Below are 19,070 nucleotides of genomic sequence, written 5' to 3' on the forward strand. Positions count from 1 at the left end.
GCTCCGGCACCCCCCGGGTGTTCTTCGGCCCGCGGGCCGGTGGTGGGCTTGTCGCGCAGTTCCCCGCGCCCCTAAAAAGCCTCCACCCGGGCCGGGGCGTTCAGCCGGAGTTCTTGGGGGCGCGAGGAACTGCGCGAACAACCACAGGCGGTCCGCAGGCCGAATACACGCGTGGGCGCCGGGCGCGTCCGGTCTCGGGGCCCGGGCCCGGAGCGTCCGGCGTCCGCAGGTGTTCTTCGGCCCGCGGGCCGGTGGTGGGCTTGTCGCGCAGTTCCCCGCGCCCCTAAAAGCCTCCACCTCCCGCGGCGGGAGGCGGGTGTCAACGGGAGGCGAGGGGGGTTCTGGGGTGGGACTTCGTGGTGGGGGTGCAGTCGTAGTGGTTCGGGGCGTAACCCCCGGGGCCGCCCAGGAGCACGCCGCCGCCCTCGGCCGCCGCGCGGCTCTCCGCGAGGGTGCAGACCAGCTGTGACAGGGCCTCGGGCGCCAGGTCCTCCGGCTGGCGGCTCAGGCGGTAGGTGCCCTCGGGGTCGCCGTCCTGGCCCGCGGAGACCGTCAGCGGGCCGCGGACGTACGTCTGGAAGCCCGCCTCCCGCTCCGTCTGCGACGGCTCCTTCTGGAGTTCGGCGACGAGCGCCCGCGCCACCGGGAGCGCGGCCTCCTCCACCGGCCCGGACGGCTTCGCGGACGGTCCCGCCGAGCGGTCGACCGCGACCAGTTCGGACGCGCAGAGCAGATAGATCCGTACCGGCTCGGACCGCGAAGGCTGGGCCTGCGGCCCGCCGTCCCCGTTCACCGCGCACGGCATCCGCGCGGGCGCGGTACCGCCGTCCACGGGGACCTGGGTGGGGCGGATCCCGCAGCCGCCGAGAAGCAGGGCGAGCGCCGCCGTACCCCATAGAACACGCAGCCGGCCCGTCCCGACCGCGACCGACCGTGTCACTCTCCGCCGTCCTCTCGGCCCACCGGGCCCGCCGTGCCGCCGCCGGGACCCTCGGGCCCCTCCGGCTCCTCATCCGACGGTTCGGTCGCCGCCAAGGGGTCCCTTGGCAGCCGCAGGACGAAGACCGCCCCGTCGCCGTCGGGCGAGTTCGCCGCCGTGATCGTGCCGCCGTGGATATGCGCGTTCTCCACCGCGATCGACAGCCCGAGCCCGCTCCCCTCCGACCTCGGCCGGGACGCGCTCGCCTTGTAGAAGCGGTCGAACACGTGCGGCAGGACCTCCTCGGGGATCCCCGGCCCGTGGTCCCGTACCTCGATCACCAGCTCGGCGCCGGTGCCGTCGGGGGAGACCGCGCCCGTCGCCGGGTCCACGGTCCTCACCGAGACCCGGACCGGCGAACCGCCGTGCTTGAGCGCGTTGCCGATCAGATTGGCCAGAATGACGTCGAGCCGCCGGGGGTCGAGCCGGGCCATGGTCCCGCGTTCGGCGTCGAGTTCGACCGCGTCCAGCCAGGCGCGGGCGTCGATGCACGCGGTGACCTGGTCGGCGACGTCCACCAGGTCGACGACGACCTTCACGGTGCCCGCGTCGAAGCGGGTCACCTCCATCAGGTTCTCCACCAGATCGCCCAGCCGGCGCGTCTCGGACACCACGAGGTTGACCGCGGGCGCGATCATCGGGTCGAGATTGTCGATCTCGTCCTCCAGGACCTCCGTGACGGCGGTCAGCGCGGTCAGCGGGGTCCGCAGCTCGTGCGACATATCGGCGACGAAGCGGCGGCTCGACTCCTCCCGCGCGCTCATGTCCGCGACCTTCTTCTCCAGCGACTCGGCGGTCTTGTTGAAGGTCCTGGCCAGTTCGGCGAGTTCGTCGGTGCCCGACACCCGCAGCCGGGTATCCAGCTTGCCCTCGCCGAGCCTGCGGGCGGCGTCGCCCAGTCTGCGTACCGGCTTGAGAACCGTCGTCGCGGCGGCCTGGGCCAGCAGCGCGGAGCCCACCAGGGCCAGCGCCGTGGCGATCCCCAGCGACCAGGCGAGGGTGTTGAGGTCCTTGCTCTCGGGCTCCAGCGACTTCAGCATGTAGCCCGTGGGACCGCCGTTGGCGACCCGGCTGCCGCCGACGAGGAACGGCTCGCCGTCGCGGACGATCCGCTGCCAGTACAGGTGGTACGGGGCGGAGTTGCCCGCACCCGTGGGCTGCCGCCGGTTCACCTGCTCCCGCAGTCCGTCCGGTACGTCGCCGAAGGCGAACTCGCCCAGATCGGATGCGCCCACCACCGGCGCGCCCCCCTCGCCCTCGCCGATCAGCAGCACGCTGTAGCCGTCCCGGCCGTGGCTCATCTGTTCGGCGGTGCGCTGGAGTTCGGTCTGCGAGGGGTGCAGCGGCAGCGACGCGGCCCGGCTCTGCAACTGGGCCCGGAAGTCGTCGATCGTGGTCTTCTGCGTACGGCTCAGCACGGCCTCGCGGTTGAGCCAGTACGCGATCCCGGACGCCGAGACCGCGGCGGTCAGCGCGACCACGGCGAACACGACGAGCAGCCGCAACCGCAGACTGGTCCAGCGGAGACCGGCGACTATGGCACGCTTCGCGGCACCGGTCACCGCGCCGTCCCTCCGGTCACTGGGGAACGTCCAGCCGGTAGCCCACACCGCGGACCGTGCGGATCAGCGTCGGCGACGAGGGAATGTCCTCCACCTTCGCCCGCAGCCGCTGGACACACGCGTCGACCAGCCGGGAGTCCCCGAGATAGTCGTGCTCCCACACCAGCCGCAGCAACTGCTGCCTGGACAGGGCCTGTCCGGGCCGCCGGCTCAGCTCCAGCAGCAGCCGGAGTTCGGTGGGGGTGAGCTGGAGGTCCTGCCCGTTCTTGGTCACGGTCATCGCCGAACGGTCGATCACCAGGGAACCGAAGGTCGCCGAATCCGTGGACTCCCTCTCACCGCGCCGCAGCACGGCCCGGATCCGGGCGTCCAGCACCCGGCCCTGGACGGGCTTGACGACATAGTCGTCGGCGCCGGACTCCAGCCCCACCACCACATCGATGTCATCGCTGCGCGCGGTCAGCAGGATGATCGGCAACTGGTCGGTACGGCGGATCCGGCGGCACACCTCGAAGCCGTCGATCCCGGGCAGCATCACATCCAGCACGATCAGGTCGGGCCGCTGCTCCCGGAGGAGTTTCAGGCCGTCCTCGCCCGTCGCCGCAGTGGCCACTCGGTGGCCCTGGCGCGTCAGGGAGAGTTCGAGGGCCGTGCGGATGGCGTCGTCGTCCTCGATCAGCAACAGGAAAGGCACGGGGGCCATTCTGGCCCATGCCGGTCCCGGAGTTCGACCGGCACCGCGTCCGGGCGGGCCCCGGGACCCGTACCGGCCCCTGTGACAGTGCTGTGACAGTCGACGGACACCGCGATGAAACAGCCTGGGCAAGCTTGTGCCCATCGGACGGAAGCCCGAGGAAACGAACCAGCACCACTGACTCCAAGACGACGGGGGGCGCGAGGATGAAGACGGCACTGCACGGAGCCATCGCCAGCGCAGTGACCACGCGCCTGCACGACGTCCACGTCAGGTCCGGTGAGAAGGTCTCCGGCGCCGTGAGCGGGCGGGGGTGCGCTCGCGGCGCCGGAGTACGGCACAAGCCGCCGTACATGACGGTGGTGGACACCGTGATGACGGTGACGGACACCGCGCCGGTCGAGGTGCCGCGTCAGGCCGAGGCCCCGAAGGCGGCGGCCCCGAAGCCGCCGGCCCCGGCCGCGGGATCGATCTCCGAGGCGGAGTTCACGGCGTACGTCCAGGAGCGGCGCTCCGCCCTCTACGCCACCGCGTACCACCTGACCGGTGACCGCTTCGAGGCGGAGGACCTGCTGCAGAGCGCGCTGTTCTCCACCTACCGGGCGTGGGACCGGATCAGCGACAAGGCGGCGGTCGGGGGCTACCTCCGCCGCACGATGACCAATCTCCACATCAGCGCCTGGCGGCGCCGCAAGCTCAACGAGTACCCCACGGAGGAGCTGCCGGAGACGGCGAGCGACACCGACGCGATGCGGGGTACCGAGCTGCGGGCCGTGCTGTGGCAGGCGCTGACCAGGCTCCCCGAACTCCAGCGGACGATGCTGGTCCTCCGGTACTACGAGGGCCGTACCGACCCCGAGATCGCGGACATCCTGGACATCAGTGTCGGCACGGTGAAGTCGAGCATCTGGCGGTCCCTGCGCAGGCTGCGGGACGACCAGGCGCTGAGCTTCGGCCGTGACGAGGAGGAGTCCTTCGGCGAGCTGGTGGCCTGAGGGCGGGGGGAAACACGGGGGAAAAGGGGGGACCGCCCGGCCGGGGGGCCGTGGCGGTTCGAGTGGGGGGCATGAGGCCGGGGGGCCTCATGGTGTGAGGAAGGAAACGGGGACCGGGGCGTCACGGGGGAGCCCCTGCGGAGCGGGATCGGACAGGCCGGGGGGTCTTGTCCGGTCCCGCTTCGTGTTGTCCGTTCCTCTTCTTCCTGCCCGTTCTTCTTGCCCGCCTTCTCGTTGTGCGCCGGGGCCCTGTACAGGTCGCTACGCGCGTAGATATGCTCTTGTGGTGACCATGCCCCGAATCCACCCCGCCCTCGCCGACGTCACCGCGTCCGACCAGGCGCTCCGCAGATTCCTGCACGGGCTGCCCGGTGTCGATCCCGTCGGGCTCGAAGCGCGCGCCGCCGCCCTCGGGACCCGGTCGATCAAGACGACGGCCAAGGCGTACGCCATCGACCTGGCCATCTCGATGATCGATCTGACGACCCTGGAGGGCGCGGACACCCCGGGCAAGGTCCGGGCGCTGGCCGCCAAGGCCGTCCGTCCGGATCCGACGGACCGGGAGACCCCCTCGACCGCCGCCGTCTGTGTCTATCCGGACCTGGTGGCCACCGCGAAGGCGGCGCTGGGCGGCGCCGATGTCAAGGTCGCGTCCGTCGCCACCGCGTTCCCCGCGGGCCGGGCCGCCCTCGACGTCAAGCTGGCGGACGTCCGGGACGCCGTCGCTGCCGGGGCCGACGAGATCGACATGGTCATCGACCGGGGCGCCTTCCTCTCGGGCCGCTATCTGAAGGTCTTCGAGGAGATCGTCGCCGTCAAGGAGGCGTCGGGTGCCGCCCGGCTGAAGGTGATCTTCGAGACCGGTGAGCTGTCCACGTACGACAACATCCGGCGGGCCTCCTGGCTCGGGATGATCGCGGGCGCGGACTTCATCAAGACCTCGACCGGCAAGGTCGCGGTCAACGCCACCCCGGCGAACACGCTGCTGATGCTGGAGGCGGTCCGCGACTTCCGGGAGCGGACCGGGACGCAGATCGGGGTGAAGCCCGCGGGCGGCATCCGGTCCACCAAGGACGCGCTGAAGTTCCTGGTGCTGGTGAACGAGACCGCGGGGCCCGACTGGCTGGACCCCCACTGGTTCCGCTTCGGCGCCTCCAGTCTGCTCAACGATCTGCTGATGCAGCGCCAGAAGCTGGCGACCGGCCGCTACTCCGGCCCCGACTACGTAACGGTGGACTGAGCCCGATGACCAATCCCTTCAGCTACGCGCCGGCTCCCGAGTCCCGGGCGGTCGTCGACATCGCGCCCTCGTACGGCCTCTTCATCGACGGCGAGTTCACCGAGGGCTCCGGCGAGGACCGCAACAAGACCCTCTCCCCGGCGACCGAGGAGGTGCTCGCCGAGTACGTCCAGGCCAATGAGGAGGACGTCGACCGTGCGGTGCGCGCCGCCCGCAAGGCGTTCGAGAAGTGGTCGGCGCTGCCGGGCGCCGAGCGCGCCAAGTACCTCTTCCGGATCGCCCGGATCATCCAGGAACGCAGCCGTGAGCTGGCCGTTCTGGAGACCCTCGACAACGGCAAGCCGATCCGGGAGACCAGGGACGCCGATCTGCCGCTGGTCGCCGCGCACTTCTTCTACTACGCGGGCTGGGCGGACAAGCTCGGCCACGCGGGCTTCGGCCCCGAGCCGAGGCCGCTGGGCGTCGCGGGCCAGGTCATCCCGTGGAACTTCCCGCTGCTGATGCTGGCGTGGAAGGTCGCCCCGGCGCTGGCCACCGGCAACACGGTCGTCCTCAAGCCCGCCGAGACCACCCCGCTCTCCGCGCTGTTCTTCGCCGACATCTGCCGTCAGGCGGGGCTGCCGAAGGGCGTCGTCAACATCGTCACCGGCGACGGGCGTACGGGCGCGGCGCTGGTCGGCCACCCCGGAATCGACAAGGTCGCCTTCACCGGCTCCACCGCCGTCGGCAAGGCCATCGCCCGGCAGGTCGCCGGGACCTCCAAGCGGGTCACGCTGGAGCTGGGCGGCAAGGGCGCGAACATCGTCTTCGACGACGCCCCGATCGACCAGGCCGTCGAGGGCATCGTGAACGGCATCTTCTTCAACCAGGGCCAGGTCTGCTGCGCGGGTTCCCGGCTGCTGGTCCAGGAGTCGGTCGAGGAGGAGCTGCTGGACGCGCTGAAGCGCCGGCTCGGCACGCTCAGGCTCGGCGACCCGCTGGACAAGAACACCGACATCGGCGCGATCAACTCGGCGGAGCAGCTTGCCCGGATCACGGCCCTGGCGCGGACCGGCGAGGCGGAGGGCGCCGAGCGGTGGACCGCGCCGTGCGAGCTGCCGTCGGCCGGCTACTGGTTCGCCCCCACCCTCTTCACCGGGGTCACCCAGGCGCATACGGTCGCCCGGGACGAGATCTTCGGCCCGGTGCTGTCGGTGCTGACGTTCCGTACCCCCGACGAGGCCGTCGCCAAGGCCAACAACAGCCAGTACGGCCTGTCGGCGGGCATCTGGACGGAGAAGGGCTCGCGCATCCTCGCGGTCGCGAACAAGCTCCGGGCCGGGGTCGTCTGGGCCAACACCTTCAACAAGTTCGACCCGACCTCGCCCTTCGGCGGCTTCAAGGAGTCGGGCTTCGGCCGCGAGGGCGGTCGCCACGGCCTGGAGGCTTACCTCGATGTCTGACCGTCTCAGCGTTTTCAAGACCTACAAGCTGTACGTCGGGGGCAAGTTCCCCCGCTCCGAGAGCGGCCGGGTGTACGAGGTGACCGACGCAAAGGGCGTATGGCTGGCGAACGCGCCGCTCTCCTCCCGCAAGGACGCCAGGGACGCCGTGGTCGCGGCCCGCAAGGCGTTCGGCGGCTGGTCGGGGGCGACCGCCTACAACCGGGGCCAGATCCTCTACCGCGTCGCCGAGATGCTGGAGGGCCGCCGTGAGCAGTACGTCCGCGAGGTCGCGGACGCGGAGGGCCTGTCCAAGTCGAAGGCGGCGGCCGTCGTCGACGCGGCGATCGACCGCTGGGTCTGGTACGCGGGCTGGACCGACAAGGTCACCCAGGTCGTCGGCGGGGCGAACCCCGTCGCGGGCCCGTACTTCAACCTCTCCACGCCCGAGCCGACCGGTGTCGTCGCCGTCGTCGCGCCCCGGGATTCGTCCTTCCTGGGCCTGGTGTCGGTGATCGCCCCGGTGATCGCCACCGGCAATACGGCGGTCGTGGTGGCGAGCGAGAAGGCCCCGCTGCCCGCGCTCTCCCTGGGCGAGGTACTGGCCACGTCCGATCTGCCGGGCGGGGTGGTGAACATCCTCTCGGGCCGTACGGCCGAGCTGGCGGCGCCGCTCGCCGCGCACCAGGACGTCAACGCGATCGATCTGACCGGCGCGGAACCGGCGCTGGCGAAGGAGCTGGAGATCGCGGCGGCGGACAATGTGAAGCGGGTCCTGCGCCCGGCGCCGGTGGACTTCGCCGCGGACCCGGGGATGTCCCGGCTGACGGCGTTCCTGGAGACGAAGACGGTCTGGCACCCGACGGGGGCGCTGGGCGCCGCCGGCTCTTCGTACTGAGGCTCCGTCCCCACGGTGGGGAGGCCCTCCGCCCGTCGCCCGCGCGACCGGCGGAGGGCCTTCACCGCTGCCGGGCCGGGGCCCGGGTCCCGGGTTCTACAGGGGCAGGGCCTTGACCAGGTTGCCCACCAGGGGCAGGTCCTGGAGTGCGGCGCCGTCGGAGAGCGGGCCGGTCAGCAGATCCGTACCGATCGGCTTGAAGTCGGCGATCTGGGTGCCGACGCCGTTCGCCAGTGGGTCGACGCCGGTCTGCGCCAGCGGGTTGAGCTGGTGCTCCTTGAGGTACGCGAGACCGGTCACGGAGTTGGTGAGGGCGCCGGTCAGCCCGGCGCCCGGCCCGGTCAGGGCGCTGCCCAGGGCCTCCCCGTCGACGGGGAGGGTCGTCGGGGTCGCCTGGGCGGCGGTGCCCGTGCCGAGGGCCGCCGCCACCGCGGCGACGGTCAGCCCGGCGCCCACGGCGATCCGCCGGGCGGTGGTGGAGGTGGCGGTGTTCTGCGATGTCATATGAGGACCTTCGGTGGCTATGGGTGACGCTGTGAGTGCACAGGGTATTGGAGCGTGCGATTCCGGATCTACCGGCATCCCCGGTGGATCCCCTTCACGGGGCAATGCCTCACACTGGTGTTCCGTGACCGCCATCCCCGCCCAACCCGCTCCGGCCACCCGGGTCCTGCTGCTCGCGGGCCCCTCCGGCTCCGGAAAGTCGTCCCTCGCCGCCCGTACCGGGCTGCCCGTCCTGCGCCTCGACGACTTCTACAAGGAGGCCGGCGACCCCACCCTCCCGCTGGTGGAGGGCAGTACCGACATCGACTGGGACTCGCCCCGATCGTGGGACGCGGACGCGGCGGTGGCGGCGATCGAGGAGCTGTGCCGTACGGGACGTACCGCCGTCCCCGTGTACGACATCGCCACCAGCGCTCGCACCGGACACGACACGTTCAGCGTCGGCCGTACGCCCCTCTTCGTCGCCGAGGGCATCTTCGCCGCGGACGTCGTCGCACGCTGCCGGGAACTGGGCCTCCTCGCCGACGCGATCTGTCTGCGCGGCCGCCCCGGCACCACATTCCGCCGCCGGCTGCTGCGGGATCTGCGCGAGGGCCGCAAGTCCGTACCGTTCCTGCTGCGCCGCGGCTGGCGGCTGATGCGGGCGGAGCGGGGCATCGTGAGCCGCCAGGCCCGCCTGGGGGCGTACCCCTGCGGCCGGGACGAGGCCCTGGGCCGGGTCGCCGCCGCCGCGGCGGGCCGTCGCCGCGGGACACCGGAGCCGGCGCCCGGCCGGGGGCACGCGGTGCCGCCCGCGAGCGCCGCGCTCGGAGCGCGTACGGCAGAATCGGACGTATGAGCAAGCCCGAGACCCCCACGCCCGCCGAGCCCGTCTACGCCGAGCGCGTCTTCCGCTCCCCGGCGGGGATGGCCGGCGGGGTGCTGCTGCTGGCCCTGGCCGTCTGGCTGGGCGCCGACGCCGTCATCCGGGGCGCCGGTCTCACCCCGCTGTTCGCCATCGCGACCCTGCTGGTCGCGGCCCCGCTGGTGCTGGCGTTCACCCTGCGCCCCGCGGTCTTCGTCAACGACGACCGGATCCGGATCCGTAATCCGTTCCGGACGGTCACGGCCCCCTGGGGCCAGGTCGAGGAGGTCCGCTCCTCGTACTCCACGGAGATCGTCACCAAGGACGGCACCAAGTACCCCATGTGGGCGATCCCGGTCTCCCTCCGCCAGCGCAAGCGGGCCACCCGCCGGCAGCAGAAGCGCGACCGCGACGAGCGGGCGGGCCGCCAGGTGGACCGCAACCTCCCGACCCCCCTGGCCCAGGCGGACCGCACGGTCGGCGAACTCCGCGAGTTCATCACCTCCCGCGGCGCCGCCCCCGCGTCCCAGGGCGACGTGAAGGCGGTCTGGGCGTACGAACTCTTCGTCCCGCTGGCGGCGGGCGTGGTGATGTTCGTGATCCTCTTCGCGATCCGCTAGCCCGCCGCACCCCTGCGGGGCGGGCCAGGCCGAGGCTTTTAGGGGCGCGGGGAACTGCGCGACCGGCCCACCACGGTCCGAGGACCGGATACGGCGTACGGGAGCAGTACGCTCCCCGGCGCCGGAGGCGCGATCCGTCCTGCCACGGAAGCATGGACGCGGACTGCGGACCGTCCGTGGCCGGTCGCGCAGTTCCCCGCGCCCCTGACCACCCCCACCTCGCCCCGCAGGGACGCGGCGCCCCCAGGGCCTCCACCTGACCGCGGCCCCGCAGGGGGTCAGTGGGGGAAGCGGCGCGGGGGGCGCGGGATCGTCGTATCGCGGAATTCGGCGATACGGGAGTGGACCTGGCGCATCAGGTGGGTGTCCTCGATCCGGTCCAGATAGAGGCAGCGGGCCGCCAGGCCCGGGAGGTCGAAGGCGAAGTACAGGGCCATCAGCGGATTGATGAACAGCTCGCCGCCCCGGGTGCGCTCGGTGAACCGGACGTCTCCGAAGGAACCGCGGACCGCCGCCGCGATCGAACCGTTGACGATGCTGGGGCGCTCCGGCGTGTGGTCCTGGGCGTGGGTCACCGCGTCGAGGTAGAGCGCGCCTTCGAGGGTGGCGCGCGGGATCGAGAAGGCGCCGAGGTACGCGCCGTCGCGCTCCAGGGCGGCGATGTTCTCCAGCACCTGGACGTGGTTCACCCCGTGGTACGCGTCCACCCCGAAGCCGACCGAGACCACGAGTCTGGTCGGTATCCCGTCCAGCGGGGCGAGCGCCGCGACGCTGGTCAGATCCTCCTCCGGGGTGCCGAGCCCGGCCTCGTCGCCGCGCATCAGGATGTCCGTACCGCCGTCGACGAGCACCACCGCGTCGATGTCGTGCCGTTCCACCAGCGCCTGGTAGGCCTCGCGCAAGGGCCGTACCCCGGTCTGCGGGAAGGCGTACACGGTCGTCGTCGGGTAGTTGTGCAGCCGCAGCCACCGGGCCAGGGTCCGCTCCGGGAAGTAGCCCTGGTGCGGCGCCGAGTCGGGGCCGACCGCGGCCAGATCGGGGGCGACCCAGTCGTCCTGCGGCAGCCCGGCCAGGGCGCTGAACGACAGATTGGCGAGGTGGACGTCCTTGCCCTGGTGGAGGAGGGAGAGCGCGATCGGCAGCCCGGAGTAGATGTCGAAGCCGCCGCCCGCGCCCGCCACGAGGATCCGTTCGGCGCTGTCGAGTCGGGCGAAGAGCGGATTGGCGTGCAGGAAGGTCGTCATGGCGGCCATTGTGCGGAGCCGTACGGGGTCGGCGCCCGTGGATTATCGGATCACGGTGGCCCCGGCCAGACCAGGAGCATATAGGCGCTCAGCCAGGTCGACAGCAGGGTCGCCGACGCCAGGGTCACCAGGAGAGGGGCGCGTCGGGCGCGGGCGAGGGCGAGGGCGAGGGGGAGGAGCAGGGGGAACGCGGGGAGGAGGAAACGGGCCCGGGGGAAGTAGACCCCCGCACTGCCCAGCACCACCACCAGCATGAAGCCCGTGAAGACCAGCAGGACCGGTGGCTGGCGGTCCGCCAGGGACAGCACGTACATCACCACCGCGAGCACCAGACACGCCGAGACCGCCAGCACGAAGAGATGGGGGCGGGTCTCGTAGACCAGCTGCTGGCGGAGTTCCAGGAGCGTCGCCCGGCCGCCGTCCCACTCGTTCTTCCAGAGCCGCTGGACCGCGAAGTAGCCGTCCACCCGGCCCACCCGGGCCCCCACCCACCCCACGAACCCCAGCCACCCCACGGGGGCGAGGACCGCGCCGGTGAGCGCGAGGGTACGGGGCCGGCCCCGGGCGCGGCGGGCCGCGAGCAGGGCGGCCAGGGTGACCGCCGCCGCGAGCGCGACACCCGTGGGGCGGGTCAGGCCCGCCAGGGACGACAGCAGGCCCGCCGACACCCAGCGGCCCGTCAGCGCCGCGTACAGCGACCAGGCGCACAACGCCGTGAACAGGGACTCCGTATAGCCCATCCACTGCACGGCCCCGACCGGCAGCACTCCCCACAGGATCGTCAGCAGGGTGCCCACCCGGCGGCCGTGGAGCCGCTCCCCGACCGCGTACACCCCCCACGCGGCCAGGAACGAGCAGCCGACCGCGATCAGCAGCCCCACCGAGGCCCGGGAGCCCGGGGCGACGGCCGCGACCACCTTCACCAGCAGCGGATAGAGGGGGAAGAACGCCAGGTTGTTGGCGTTGACCCGGGTGCCGAGATCGTCGGCGTACCCGTGCTCGGCGATCCCGAGATACCAGCCCGAGTCCCACGACGTCGCCAGCGTCGGCCACACCCCGTGCCCCCTGGCGTGCGCCAGCCGGGCGAGGAACGCCAGCCCCACCAGCCGTACCAGCAGATACCCGGCGAGCGCGGGCGCCGCGGCCCGCAGCGACCGCAGGACGCGGTCCGCCCGGTGGCGGACCCGGGGCGATGACCCCCGGCGCGGCACGGGCGGCCGGCGGGAGGCGGGGACGTACGCGCGGACGGGAGACGCGGCGGGTGACAACGGCGGCTGCTCCTGGGGGCTCGGCGCGTGGAGGTTCGGCGCGCGCCCCGGCGGGCGCTACCCGGCCACCATTGCCCGGACCGCCGGGGGCCGGGGGCGGTCCACCGCCAGGGCACAACAGGAATCACCCGTGCGGGGCAGCACGGGTGATTCCTGTACGAAATATGTTCCCCCGGGACTTCGGCCGGAGGACTGGTGGACGGGTGGCTCAGATACCGGCCGCCGCCGCGAAGTCCCGCTTCAGCGCCGCGAGCAGCTCGTCCGCGCGGGTCCGCGCCGATGCCAGCTCCGACCGGTCGCCGACCGGGACCACGACCTCCAGATAGCACTTCAGCTTGGGCTCGGTACCGCTCGGGCGGACGATCACCCGGGCCCGGTAGTCGCCGTCGAGGTGGTAGCGCAGACCGTCCGTCGGCGGCAGGGCGGCACTGCCCTCGGCCAGGTCCTCCGCGCCGGTCACGGTCAGCCCCGCCAGTTCGGCCGGGGGAGCGGTCCGCAGCCGGGCCATCGCCGTCGCGATCACCCCGAGGTCCTCCACCCGGACGGCCAGCTGGTCGGTGGCGTGCAGACCGTGCTCCACCGCCAGGTCGTCCAGCAGATCGGTGAGCGTACGGCCCTCCTCCTTGAGGACGGACGCCAGCTCCGTGATCAGCAGCGCCGCTGTGATTCCGTCCTTCTCGCGGACGCCCTCCGGGTCGACGCAGTAGCCGAGCGCCTCCTCGTAGCCGTACCGAAGCCCCTCGACGCGGGCGATCCACTTGAAGCCCGTCAGCGTCTCCTCGTACGGCAGCCCGGCGGCCTCGGCGATCCGGCCCAGCAGGGACGACGAGACGATCGACTCGGCGAACACCCCGCGCGCGCCGGAGCGCACCAGATGCGCCGCGAGCAGCACCCCGACCTCGTCGCCGCGGAGCATCCGCCAGTCGCCGTCCCCGCCGTCGCGGTCGGGGACCGCGACGGCGCAGCGGTCGGCGTCCGGGTCGTTGGCGATCACCAGATCGGGCGCGGCGCGGCGGGCGGTCGCGAAGGAGAGGTCCATCGCGCCCGGCTCCTCCGGGTTGGGGAAGGCGACCGTGGGGAAGTCCGGGTCGGGCTCCGCCTGCTCGGCGACGAGCACGGGCGCGGGGAAGCCCGCACGGGCGAAGGCCGCCTCCAGCACCGGGCGGCCCACCCCGTGCATCGCCGTGTAGACGGTCGTGGCGGTCCGCGGCGAGCCGGGCGACAGGACGGCGTCGGTACGTGCCAGATACGCCGCCGTCACCTCGTCGCCGAGGGTCGTCCAGCCGGAGTCGGCGCGCGGGACGTCGGCCAGGTCCGCGATCGCGTCGATCTCCGCCGCGATCCCGGTGTCGGCGGGCGGCACGATCTGCGAGCCGTCGCCGAGGTAGACCTTGTAGCCGTTGTCGCGCGGCGGGTTGTGGGAGGCCGTGACCTCCACCCCGGCGACCGCGCCCAGATGCCGTATGGCGAAGGCGAGGACGGGCGTCGGCAGCGGACGGGGCAGCACGGCGGCCCGCAGCCCGGCGCCGACCATCACCGCGGCCGTGTCCAGGGCGAAGTCGGCCGACTTGTGGCGGGCGTCGTAGCCGATCACGACAAGACCGTCGCCCTCGCCCCGGCCCTGCAGATACGCGGCGAGCCCGGCGGCGGCCCGGATGACGACCGCGCGGTTCATCCGCATCGGCCCGGCGCCCAGCTCGCCCCGGAGCCCGGCGGTGCCGAACTGGAGCCGGCCGGCGAACCGCGCCGCCAGCTCGGCGGCGGGCTCGCCGCCCGCCGACGCGCCGTCGATCAGTTTCGCCAGCTCGTCCCGGGTATCGGGGTCGGGGTCCTCGGCGAGCCAGCGCTCGGCCCGCTCGATGAGGTCACGCGGAGCCAGGTCGTCGTCCTGTGCCTGCTGCACGGTCGGATTCGCCTCTCGTCGTGTCGCGTCGTGTTCTTCAGGTTCTTCAGGGGATCAGATCCGGGCCAGGACCCGGGTCAGCAGCTCGCCCATCCGCGCGGCGGAGTCCCGGCCGGCCTGGAGGACCTCCTCGTGGTTGAGGGGCTCGCCCGACATGCCCGCCGCCAGGTTGGTGACGAGGGAGATGCCCAACACCTCGGCGCCGGCCTCACGGGCCGCGATGGCCTCCAGAACCGTGGACATGCCGACCAGGTCGCCGCCGATCGTCCGGACCATGTTGATCTCGGCCGGGGTCTCGTAGTGCGGTCCGGTGACCTGGACGTACACGCCCTCCTCCAGGGACGCGTCGATCTCCTTGCACAGGGCGCGCAGCCGCGGCGAGTAGAGGTCCGTCAGATCGACGAAGTTCGCGCCGACGATGGGGGAGGTGGCGGTGAGGTTGATGTGGTCGCCGATGAGGACCGGCTGGCCGGGGCGCATGCCCTCGCGCAGTCCGCCGCAGCCGTTGGTCAGGACGACCGTCTTGCAGCCCGCGGCGACCGCGGTACGCACCCCGTGGGCGACGGCGGCGACGCCCCGGCCCTCGTAGTAGTGCGTACGGCCCAGGAAGACCAGGGCGCGCTTGTCTCCGATGCGGTACGAGCGGACCCGGCCGCCGTGCCCCTCGACGGCGGGCGGCGGGAAGCCCGGCAGCTCGGTGACCGGGAACTCGGCCTCGGGCGCGCCGAGCGCCTCGGCGGCCGGCGCCCAGCCGGAGCCCATCACGAGGGCGACGTCGTGGGACTCGGCCCCGGTCAGCTCGCGCAGCCGGGCGGCGGCGGCGTCCGCCAGGTCGTGGGGGGTGGCGGCAGCGCCGTCGAGGTCCGGATTCACATGTGCGTTCACGCGAATGAGGGTAGCCGCTGATTCCCTACGCGCGTAGATGACGGAGTCACGGACACCCGGATCGTTGTCTTGTCGTTTCCCACGAAGCACCGGGCGCCTCCCGCCGTGGGGTCCCGCGGGGCGCGGGGTCTCCTGCGCCTCAGTCGCCGGCGGGGCTGTGGTGGGGGTGGCCGTTGCTCCGGGGGTTTGCGCGGGCTGTTGTTCGGCGCGGGTGGGGCCGGTCGGCTCCGGGGTGACCTCCTCGCCGTCGGCGGTGCGCGGCTCCTTGGAAACGCTGACCGCTTCCGTACCGCCGACGGCTGCGGGGGCCACCCCACATCCACCCGACCACCGTCACCCCTACCTACCCCTGCCCCGAAGCCCGCCACGGGGGAGGTTTTCAGGGGCGCGAGGAACTGCGCGACAAGCCCCGGACGGCCTACACCCGACTAACGACCCCGCCCGGAGGGCCAAGCCTTCGCGAGGGCGATGAGAAGGGCATCCAGGGGCGCGGGGAACTGCGCGACCAGCCACAGACGGCCCGCACCCGGAAATCAACCCCGCCCGGAGGGCCAAGCGTCCTTGAGGGCGATGAGAAGGGCATCCAGGGGCGCGAGGAACTGCGCGAGCAACCACCCACCTGCCCGCGGCCCGAAGAGCACCTGTGGGCGCCGGACGGGTCCGGTCCTGGGGCCCGGGCCGGAGGGTCAGCAGGGGCGTTTGCGCAGCTCCATCACATAGTCGTGCGGCGCGCCCGCCGACTCGGCGGCGTCCGCGAGCTCGCCCAGATAGCGGGCCGACGGCAGCCCGCCCTCGTATCCGTTCAGGACGTACACCCAGGCCGGTTCCTCGCCGTCCAGGGTGTGGACCCTGATCCGCATCCGCCGGTAGATGTCGAGGCCGACGCCCTCCCAGCGGTCCAGGGAGTCCTCGTCCATGGGCGCGACGTCGTAGAGCGCGACGAAGACCTGGGAACGCGGCGCCTCCACGATCGTGGCCAGCGCGCCCTCCCAGCCCATCTGCTCGCCGCCGAAGGTCAGCCGCCAGCCGGTCAGCCAGCCCGTGCCGCGCAGTGGTGAGTGCGGAGCGCGGCGGCTCATCAGCCTCGCGTCGAGGTTGCCGGCGTACGCGGCGTAGAGCGACATGGGATCGAGGGTACGGGAGGGGCGCGGGTGGCCGCCTTTTCGGCGGTCACGCGGGGTGGGGCGGGGCGGGGGACGGCCCGGGGGCGGAGCAGGTTGATGCGTGCGGGACAATGGGGTACGTACTCCAGTCCGGCGGGACGCACGACGGGGCCCGCCGGGCGGGCACCGGCCCACCCACCCATCCGTACCCGGCAGCAACGAGAGCGCGAGGCGTAACCCCAGTGACCCGGATCGTGATCATCGGCGGCGGACCCGGCGGATACGAGGCGGCCCTGGCGGGCGCCCAACTCGGCGCGGAGGTGACCGTCGTCGACTGCGACGGCCTCGGCGGCGCGTCCGTCCTCACCGACTGCGTGCCCTCGAAGACCCTCATCGCGACCGCCGAGGTGATGACCACCTTCGACTCGTCGTACGAGGAACTCGGCATCATCATCGCCGACGACACCCCGCCCCTGGAGCAGGCCGCCCGGGTCACCGGTGTCGACCTCGGCAAGGTCAACCGGCGGGTGAAGCGGCTCGCGCTCGCCCAGTCCCACGACATCACCGCCTCCGTCACCCGGGCGGGCGCCCGGGTGCTGCGAGGCCGGGGCAAGCTGGAGGGCCGGCAGGCCGCGGACGGCTCCCGTACGGTCGTCGTCACCGCGGCGGACGGCACCGAGGAGCGGCTCACCGCCGACGCCGTACTGCTCGCCACCGGCGGCCACCCCCGGGAGATCCCCGACGCGCTCCCCGACGGCGAGCGGATCCTGAACTGGACCCAGGTCTACGACCTCGACGAACTCCCCGAGGAACTGATCGTCGTCGGCTCCGGCGTCACCGGCGCCGAGTTCGCGGGCGCCTACCAGGCGCTCGGCTCCCGGGTCACCCTGGTCTCCTCCCGCGACCGGGTCCTGCCGGGCGAGGACCCCGACGCGGCGGCCGTCCTGGAGGACGTCTTCCGGCGCCGCGGCATGAACGTCATGGCCCGCTCCCGCGCCGAGTCCGCCAAGCGCGTCGGCGACCGGGTGGAGGTCACCCTCGCGGACGGCCGGGTCATCTCCGGTACGCACTGCCTCATGGCGGTCGGCGCGATCCCGAACTCCGCGGGCATGGGCCTGGAGGAGGCGGGCGTACGGCTCAAGGACTCCGGCCACATCTGGACCGACAAGGTCTCCCGTACCTCCGCGCCCGGTGTGTACGCGGCCGGGGACGTCACGGGCGTGTTCGCGCTCGCGTCGGTGGCGGCCATGCAGGGCCGGATCGCGATGTACCACTTCCTCGGGGACGCGGTGCAGCCGCTGAACCTGAAGACCGTGTCGTCGAACGTCTTCACCGACCCCGAGATCGCGACCGTCGGCTACACCCAGGCCGATGTCGACGCCGGTCTGATCGACGCCCGGGTGGTGAAGCTCCCGCTGCTGCGGAACGCGCGGGCCAAGATGCAGGGCATCCGCGACGGCTTCGTCAAGATCTTCTGCCGGCCCGGGACGGGGATCGTCGTCGGCGGCTGCGTCGTGGCGCCCCGGGCGAGTGAACTGATCCATCCGATCTCGATCGCGGTCGACAACAATCTGACCGTGGAGCAGATCGCCAACGCGTTCACCGTCTACCCGTCGCTGTCGGGCTCGATCGCCGAGGTCGCGCGTCAGCTCCACACCCGCAAGGTGACCGGCGAGAGCTGAGCCCGCGGCGCCGCCGCCCCGTGGACGTCCCCGGCCGGGGACGTCCACGGCGGGTTCGGGACCGCCGCCGATCATCTTCCGGCCATCTTGCGACCGGCGGACGGTCAAACACCGACCGCCCTATACCACTTGTCGGTGCGATGCGCGCGCAATACTTGGCAATCGGTGCATAGAGCTGAAAACCGTCGGCGGGTCAGGTTACTGTCAGTTTTGTGTTCGCTGCTGAACGTCGCCAACTGATCCTTGAAATGGTGCGTGCCAACGGAGCCGTATCGCTCCGGGAACTCGCCCGGGTCGTCCAGACCTCCGAAGTCACCGTGCGCCGGGACGTCCGCGCGCTGGAGGCCGAAGGGCTTCTCGACCGCCGCCACGGCGGAGCGGTCCTGCCGGGCGGATTCACCCGCGAGTCCGGCTTCCCGCAGAAGTCCCTCTCCGCCACCGCCGAGAAGACCGCCATCGCCGATCTCGCCGCCGGGCTCGTCGGCGAGGGCGAGGCGATCGTCGTCGGCGCGGGTACGACGACCCAGGAACTCGCCCGGCGGCTCGCCCGGGTCCCCGGGCTGACCGTGGTCACCAACTCCCTGCTGGTCGCCCAGGCGCTGGCGCACGCCAACCGGGTCGAGGTGGTGATGACCGGCGGCACGCTCCGGGGCAGCAACTACGCCCTCGTCGGCAGCGGCGCCGAACAGTCCCTGCAAGGGCTGCGGGTGTCCCGGGCGTTCCTGTCCGGCAGCGGGCTCACCGCCGAGCGGGGCCTCTCCACGTCCAACATGCTCTCCGCGAGCGTCGACCGGGCGCTGGTCCAGGCGGCTGCGGAGGTCGTGGTCCTCGCCGACCACAGCAAGCTCGGCGCCGACACCATGTTCCAGACCGTGCCGACGGACGTCATCACCCGGCTCGTGACGGACGAGCCGCCCGCGCACGACGACCGCGCGGCGACGGAGTTGCAGGCGCTGGCGGACCAAGGCGTGCAGATCGCGGTCGCGGGCGGCCCCACCCCGTCGTCGGGGGTCGGCCCCGACGACGCCCACACCGGCCGCGGCCCGCGCCGCGAGGTCCCCCTCCCCGGCCCGCGCCGCACCCGCGGCGGCGCCGGCCCCACGCGCTTCACCGCGGCCGGTCTCGAACGGGACGCGCTGGGCGGGGGCGGCGGAATGGAACGCAGCGCGCGGGTGGCGGACCTTCGCCGTCGTTAGCCTCCGGCTCGGCCGAGGTCGCGATGTGGGCC

General features: G+C 72.7%; 17 protein-coding genes. 8 read left to right on the top strand and 9 right to left on the bottom strand.

The features are described from left to right. Positions 1–319: 319 nt before the first annotated feature. From ACFXG1_RS24565 to afsQ1, 3 genes are read right to left on the bottom strand one after another with little or no spacing between them, the layout of a single operon-like run. The gene (locus ACFXG1_RS24565) at positions 320–940 is read right to left on the bottom strand and encodes a hypothetical protein (protein WP_384716109.1); all 621 of its coding nucleotides are present in this window, start codon (positions 938–940) and stop codon (positions 320–322) included. Beyond that, on the bottom strand, positions 937–2,541 hold the full coding sequence (locus ACFXG1_RS24570) for an ATP-binding protein (protein WP_384716106.1): 1,605 nt from the start codon (positions 2,539–2,541) through the stop codon (positions 937–939). Before ACFXG1_RS24570 ends, ACFXG1_RS24565 begins: the two co-directional genes overlap by 4 nt. Before the next feature lie 16 nt (positions 2,542–2,557). After that, the gene (afsQ1, locus tag ACFXG1_RS24575; protein ID WP_384716103.1) at positions 2,558–3,235 is read right to left on the bottom strand and encodes a two-component system response regulator AfsQ1; all 678 of its coding nucleotides are present in this window, start codon (positions 3,233–3,235) and stop codon (positions 2,558–2,560) included. Positions 3,236–3,441: 206 nt separating this feature from the next. Between afsQ1 and ACFXG1_RS24580 the strand changes: the two genes are divergently transcribed. From ACFXG1_RS24580 to ACFXG1_RS24595, 4 genes are all read left to right on the top strand, one after another. Next, positions 3,442–4,230, top strand: coding sequence for a SigE family RNA polymerase sigma factor (locus ACFXG1_RS24580; protein WP_384716100.1), 789 nt, complete (start codon positions 3,442–3,444; stop codon positions 4,228–4,230). A gap of 292 nt (positions 4,231–4,522) precedes the next feature. Further along, the gene (deoC, locus tag ACFXG1_RS24585; RefSeq protein WP_384744577.1) at positions 4,523–5,470 is read left to right on the top strand and encodes a deoxyribose-phosphate aldolase; all 948 of its coding nucleotides are present in this window, start codon (positions 4,523–4,525) and stop codon (positions 5,468–5,470) included. Positions 5,471–5,475: 5 nt separating this feature from the next. Beyond that, the gene (locus ACFXG1_RS24590) at positions 5,476–6,912 is read left to right on the top strand and encodes an aldehyde dehydrogenase family protein (protein ID WP_384716094.1); all 1,437 of its coding nucleotides are present in this window, start codon (positions 5,476–5,478) and stop codon (positions 6,910–6,912) included. Beyond that, positions 6,905–7,789, top strand: a complete 885-nt coding sequence (locus ACFXG1_RS24595) for an aldehyde dehydrogenase family protein (protein WP_384716092.1) — start codon at positions 6,905–6,907, stop codon at positions 7,787–7,789. Before ACFXG1_RS24590 ends, ACFXG1_RS24595 begins: the two co-directional genes overlap by 8 nt. Before the next feature lie 96 nt (positions 7,790–7,885). On the opposite strand, the gene ACFXG1_RS24600 is transcribed toward ACFXG1_RS24595, so the two are convergent. Continuing rightward, on the bottom strand, positions 7,886–8,293 hold the full coding sequence (locus ACFXG1_RS24600; RefSeq protein ID WP_384724348.1) for a hypothetical protein: 408 nt from the start codon (positions 8,291–8,293) through the stop codon (positions 7,886–7,888). A 19-nt stretch (positions 8,294–8,312) separates the two neighbouring features. Here ACFXG1_RS24600 and ACFXG1_RS24605 point away from each other — a divergent pair, with 19 nt between their 5' ends. Together ACFXG1_RS24605 and ACFXG1_RS24610 are read left to right on the top strand one after the other, a co-directional pair. After that, on the top strand, positions 8,313–9,131 hold the full coding sequence (locus tag ACFXG1_RS24605) for a uridine kinase (RefSeq protein WP_384744556.1): 819 nt from the start codon (positions 8,313–8,315) through the stop codon (positions 9,129–9,131). Continuing rightward, a complete protein-coding gene (locus ACFXG1_RS24610; RefSeq protein WP_384744558.1) occupies positions 9,128–9,757 on the top strand; it encodes a PH domain-containing protein in 630 nt (209 codons plus the stop codon). Before ACFXG1_RS24605 ends, ACFXG1_RS24610 begins: the two co-directional genes overlap by 4 nt. A 278-nt stretch (positions 9,758–10,035) precedes the next feature. On the opposite strand, the gene ACFXG1_RS24615 is transcribed toward ACFXG1_RS24610, so the two are convergent. The 5 genes from ACFXG1_RS24615 to ACFXG1_RS24635 all read right to left on the bottom strand — a co-directional run bounded on the left by ACFXG1_RS24615 (position 10,036) and on the right by ACFXG1_RS24635 (position 16,181). Further along, complete coding sequence (locus ACFXG1_RS24615) at positions 10,036–11,010, bottom strand: DUF1152 domain-containing protein (RefSeq protein WP_384722465.1); 975 nt, start codon at positions 11,008–11,010, stop codon at positions 10,036–10,038. 41 nt (positions 11,011–11,051) lie between these two features. Then, a complete protein-coding gene (locus tag ACFXG1_RS24620) occupies positions 11,052–12,269 on the bottom strand; it encodes a hypothetical protein (protein ID WP_384722468.1) in 1,218 nt (405 codons plus the stop codon). A 208-nt stretch (positions 12,270–12,477) separates the two neighbouring features. Next, positions 12,478–14,172 (bottom strand): phospho-sugar mutase, encoded by a 1,695-nt coding sequence (locus ACFXG1_RS24625; RefSeq protein WP_384744560.1) that lies wholly within the window; start codon positions 14,170–14,172, stop codon positions 12,478–12,480. A 54-nt stretch (positions 14,173–14,226) separates the two neighbouring features. Then, the gene (locus ACFXG1_RS24630) at positions 14,227–15,045 is read right to left on the bottom strand and encodes a purine-nucleoside phosphorylase (RefSeq protein ID WP_384721774.1); all 819 of its coding nucleotides are present in this window, start codon (positions 15,043–15,045) and stop codon (positions 14,227–14,229) included. Between the two features lie 698 nt (positions 15,046–15,743). After that, on the bottom strand, positions 15,744–16,181 hold the full coding sequence (locus ACFXG1_RS24635) for a gamma-glutamylcyclotransferase (protein ID WP_384713636.1): 438 nt from the start codon (positions 16,179–16,181) through the stop codon (positions 15,744–15,746). A 221-nt stretch (positions 16,182–16,402) separates the two neighbouring features. On the opposite strand from ACFXG1_RS24635, the gene ACFXG1_RS24640 reads away from it, so the two are divergent. Both ACFXG1_RS24640 and ACFXG1_RS24645 read left to right on the top strand, forming a co-directional pair. Further along, positions 16,403–17,842: an NAD(P)H-quinone dehydrogenase gene (locus tag ACFXG1_RS24640; RefSeq protein ID WP_384744563.1), complete on the top strand. Its 1,440-nt coding sequence runs from the start codon at positions 16,403–16,405 to the stop codon at positions 17,840–17,842. A 212-nt stretch (positions 17,843–18,054) separates the two neighbouring features. Continuing rightward, positions 18,055–19,038 carry a DeoR/GlpR family DNA-binding transcription regulator gene (locus ACFXG1_RS24645; protein ID WP_384744565.1) on the top strand — a complete coding sequence of 328 codons (984 nt, stop codon included), beginning with the start codon at positions 18,055–18,057 and terminating at the stop codon, positions 19,036–19,038. Positions 19,039–19,070: the final 32 nt, after the last annotated feature.

Origin of the sequence: Streptomyces sp. NPDC059248 (genome assembly GCF_042753905.1) — a bacterium.
Taxonomy (GTDB): Bacteria; Actinomycetota; Actinomycetes; order Streptomycetales; family Streptomycetaceae; genus Streptomyces.

Bases quoted from the DNA above. Each gene is read 5' to 3' on its own strand.
- ACFXG1_RS24580 (WP_384716100.1), top strand. From the start codon at position 3,442: ATGAAGACGGCACTGCACGGAGCCATCGCCAGCGCAGTGACCACGCGC.
- deoC (WP_384744577.1), top strand. From the start codon at position 4,523: ATGCCCCGAATCCACCCCGCCCTCGCCGACGTCACCGCGTCCGACCAG.
- ACFXG1_RS24590 (WP_384716094.1), top strand. From the start codon at position 5,476: ATGACCAATCCCTTCAGCTACGCGCCGGCTCCCGAGTCCCGGGCGGTC.
- ACFXG1_RS24595 (WP_384716092.1), top strand. From the start codon at position 6,905: ATGTCTGACCGTCTCAGCGTTTTCAAGACCTACAAGCTGTACGTCGGG.
- ACFXG1_RS24600 (WP_384724348.1), bottom strand. From the start codon at position 8,293: ATGACATCGCAGAACACCGCCACCTCCACCACCGCCCGGCGGATCGCC.
- ACFXG1_RS24605 (WP_384744556.1), top strand. From the start codon at position 8,313: ATGGGTGACGCTGTGAGTGCACAGGGTATTGGAGCGTGCGATTCCGGA.
- ACFXG1_RS24610 (WP_384744558.1), top strand. From the start codon at position 9,128: ATGAGCAAGCCCGAGACCCCCACGCCCGCCGAGCCCGTCTACGCCGAG.
- ACFXG1_RS24615 (WP_384722465.1), bottom strand. From the start codon at position 11,010: ATGGCCGCCATGACGACCTTCCTGCACGCCAATCCGCTCTTCGCCCGA.
- ACFXG1_RS24635 (WP_384713636.1), bottom strand. From the start codon at position 16,181: ATGTCGCTCTACGCCGCGTACGCCGGCAACCTCGACGCGAGGCTGATG.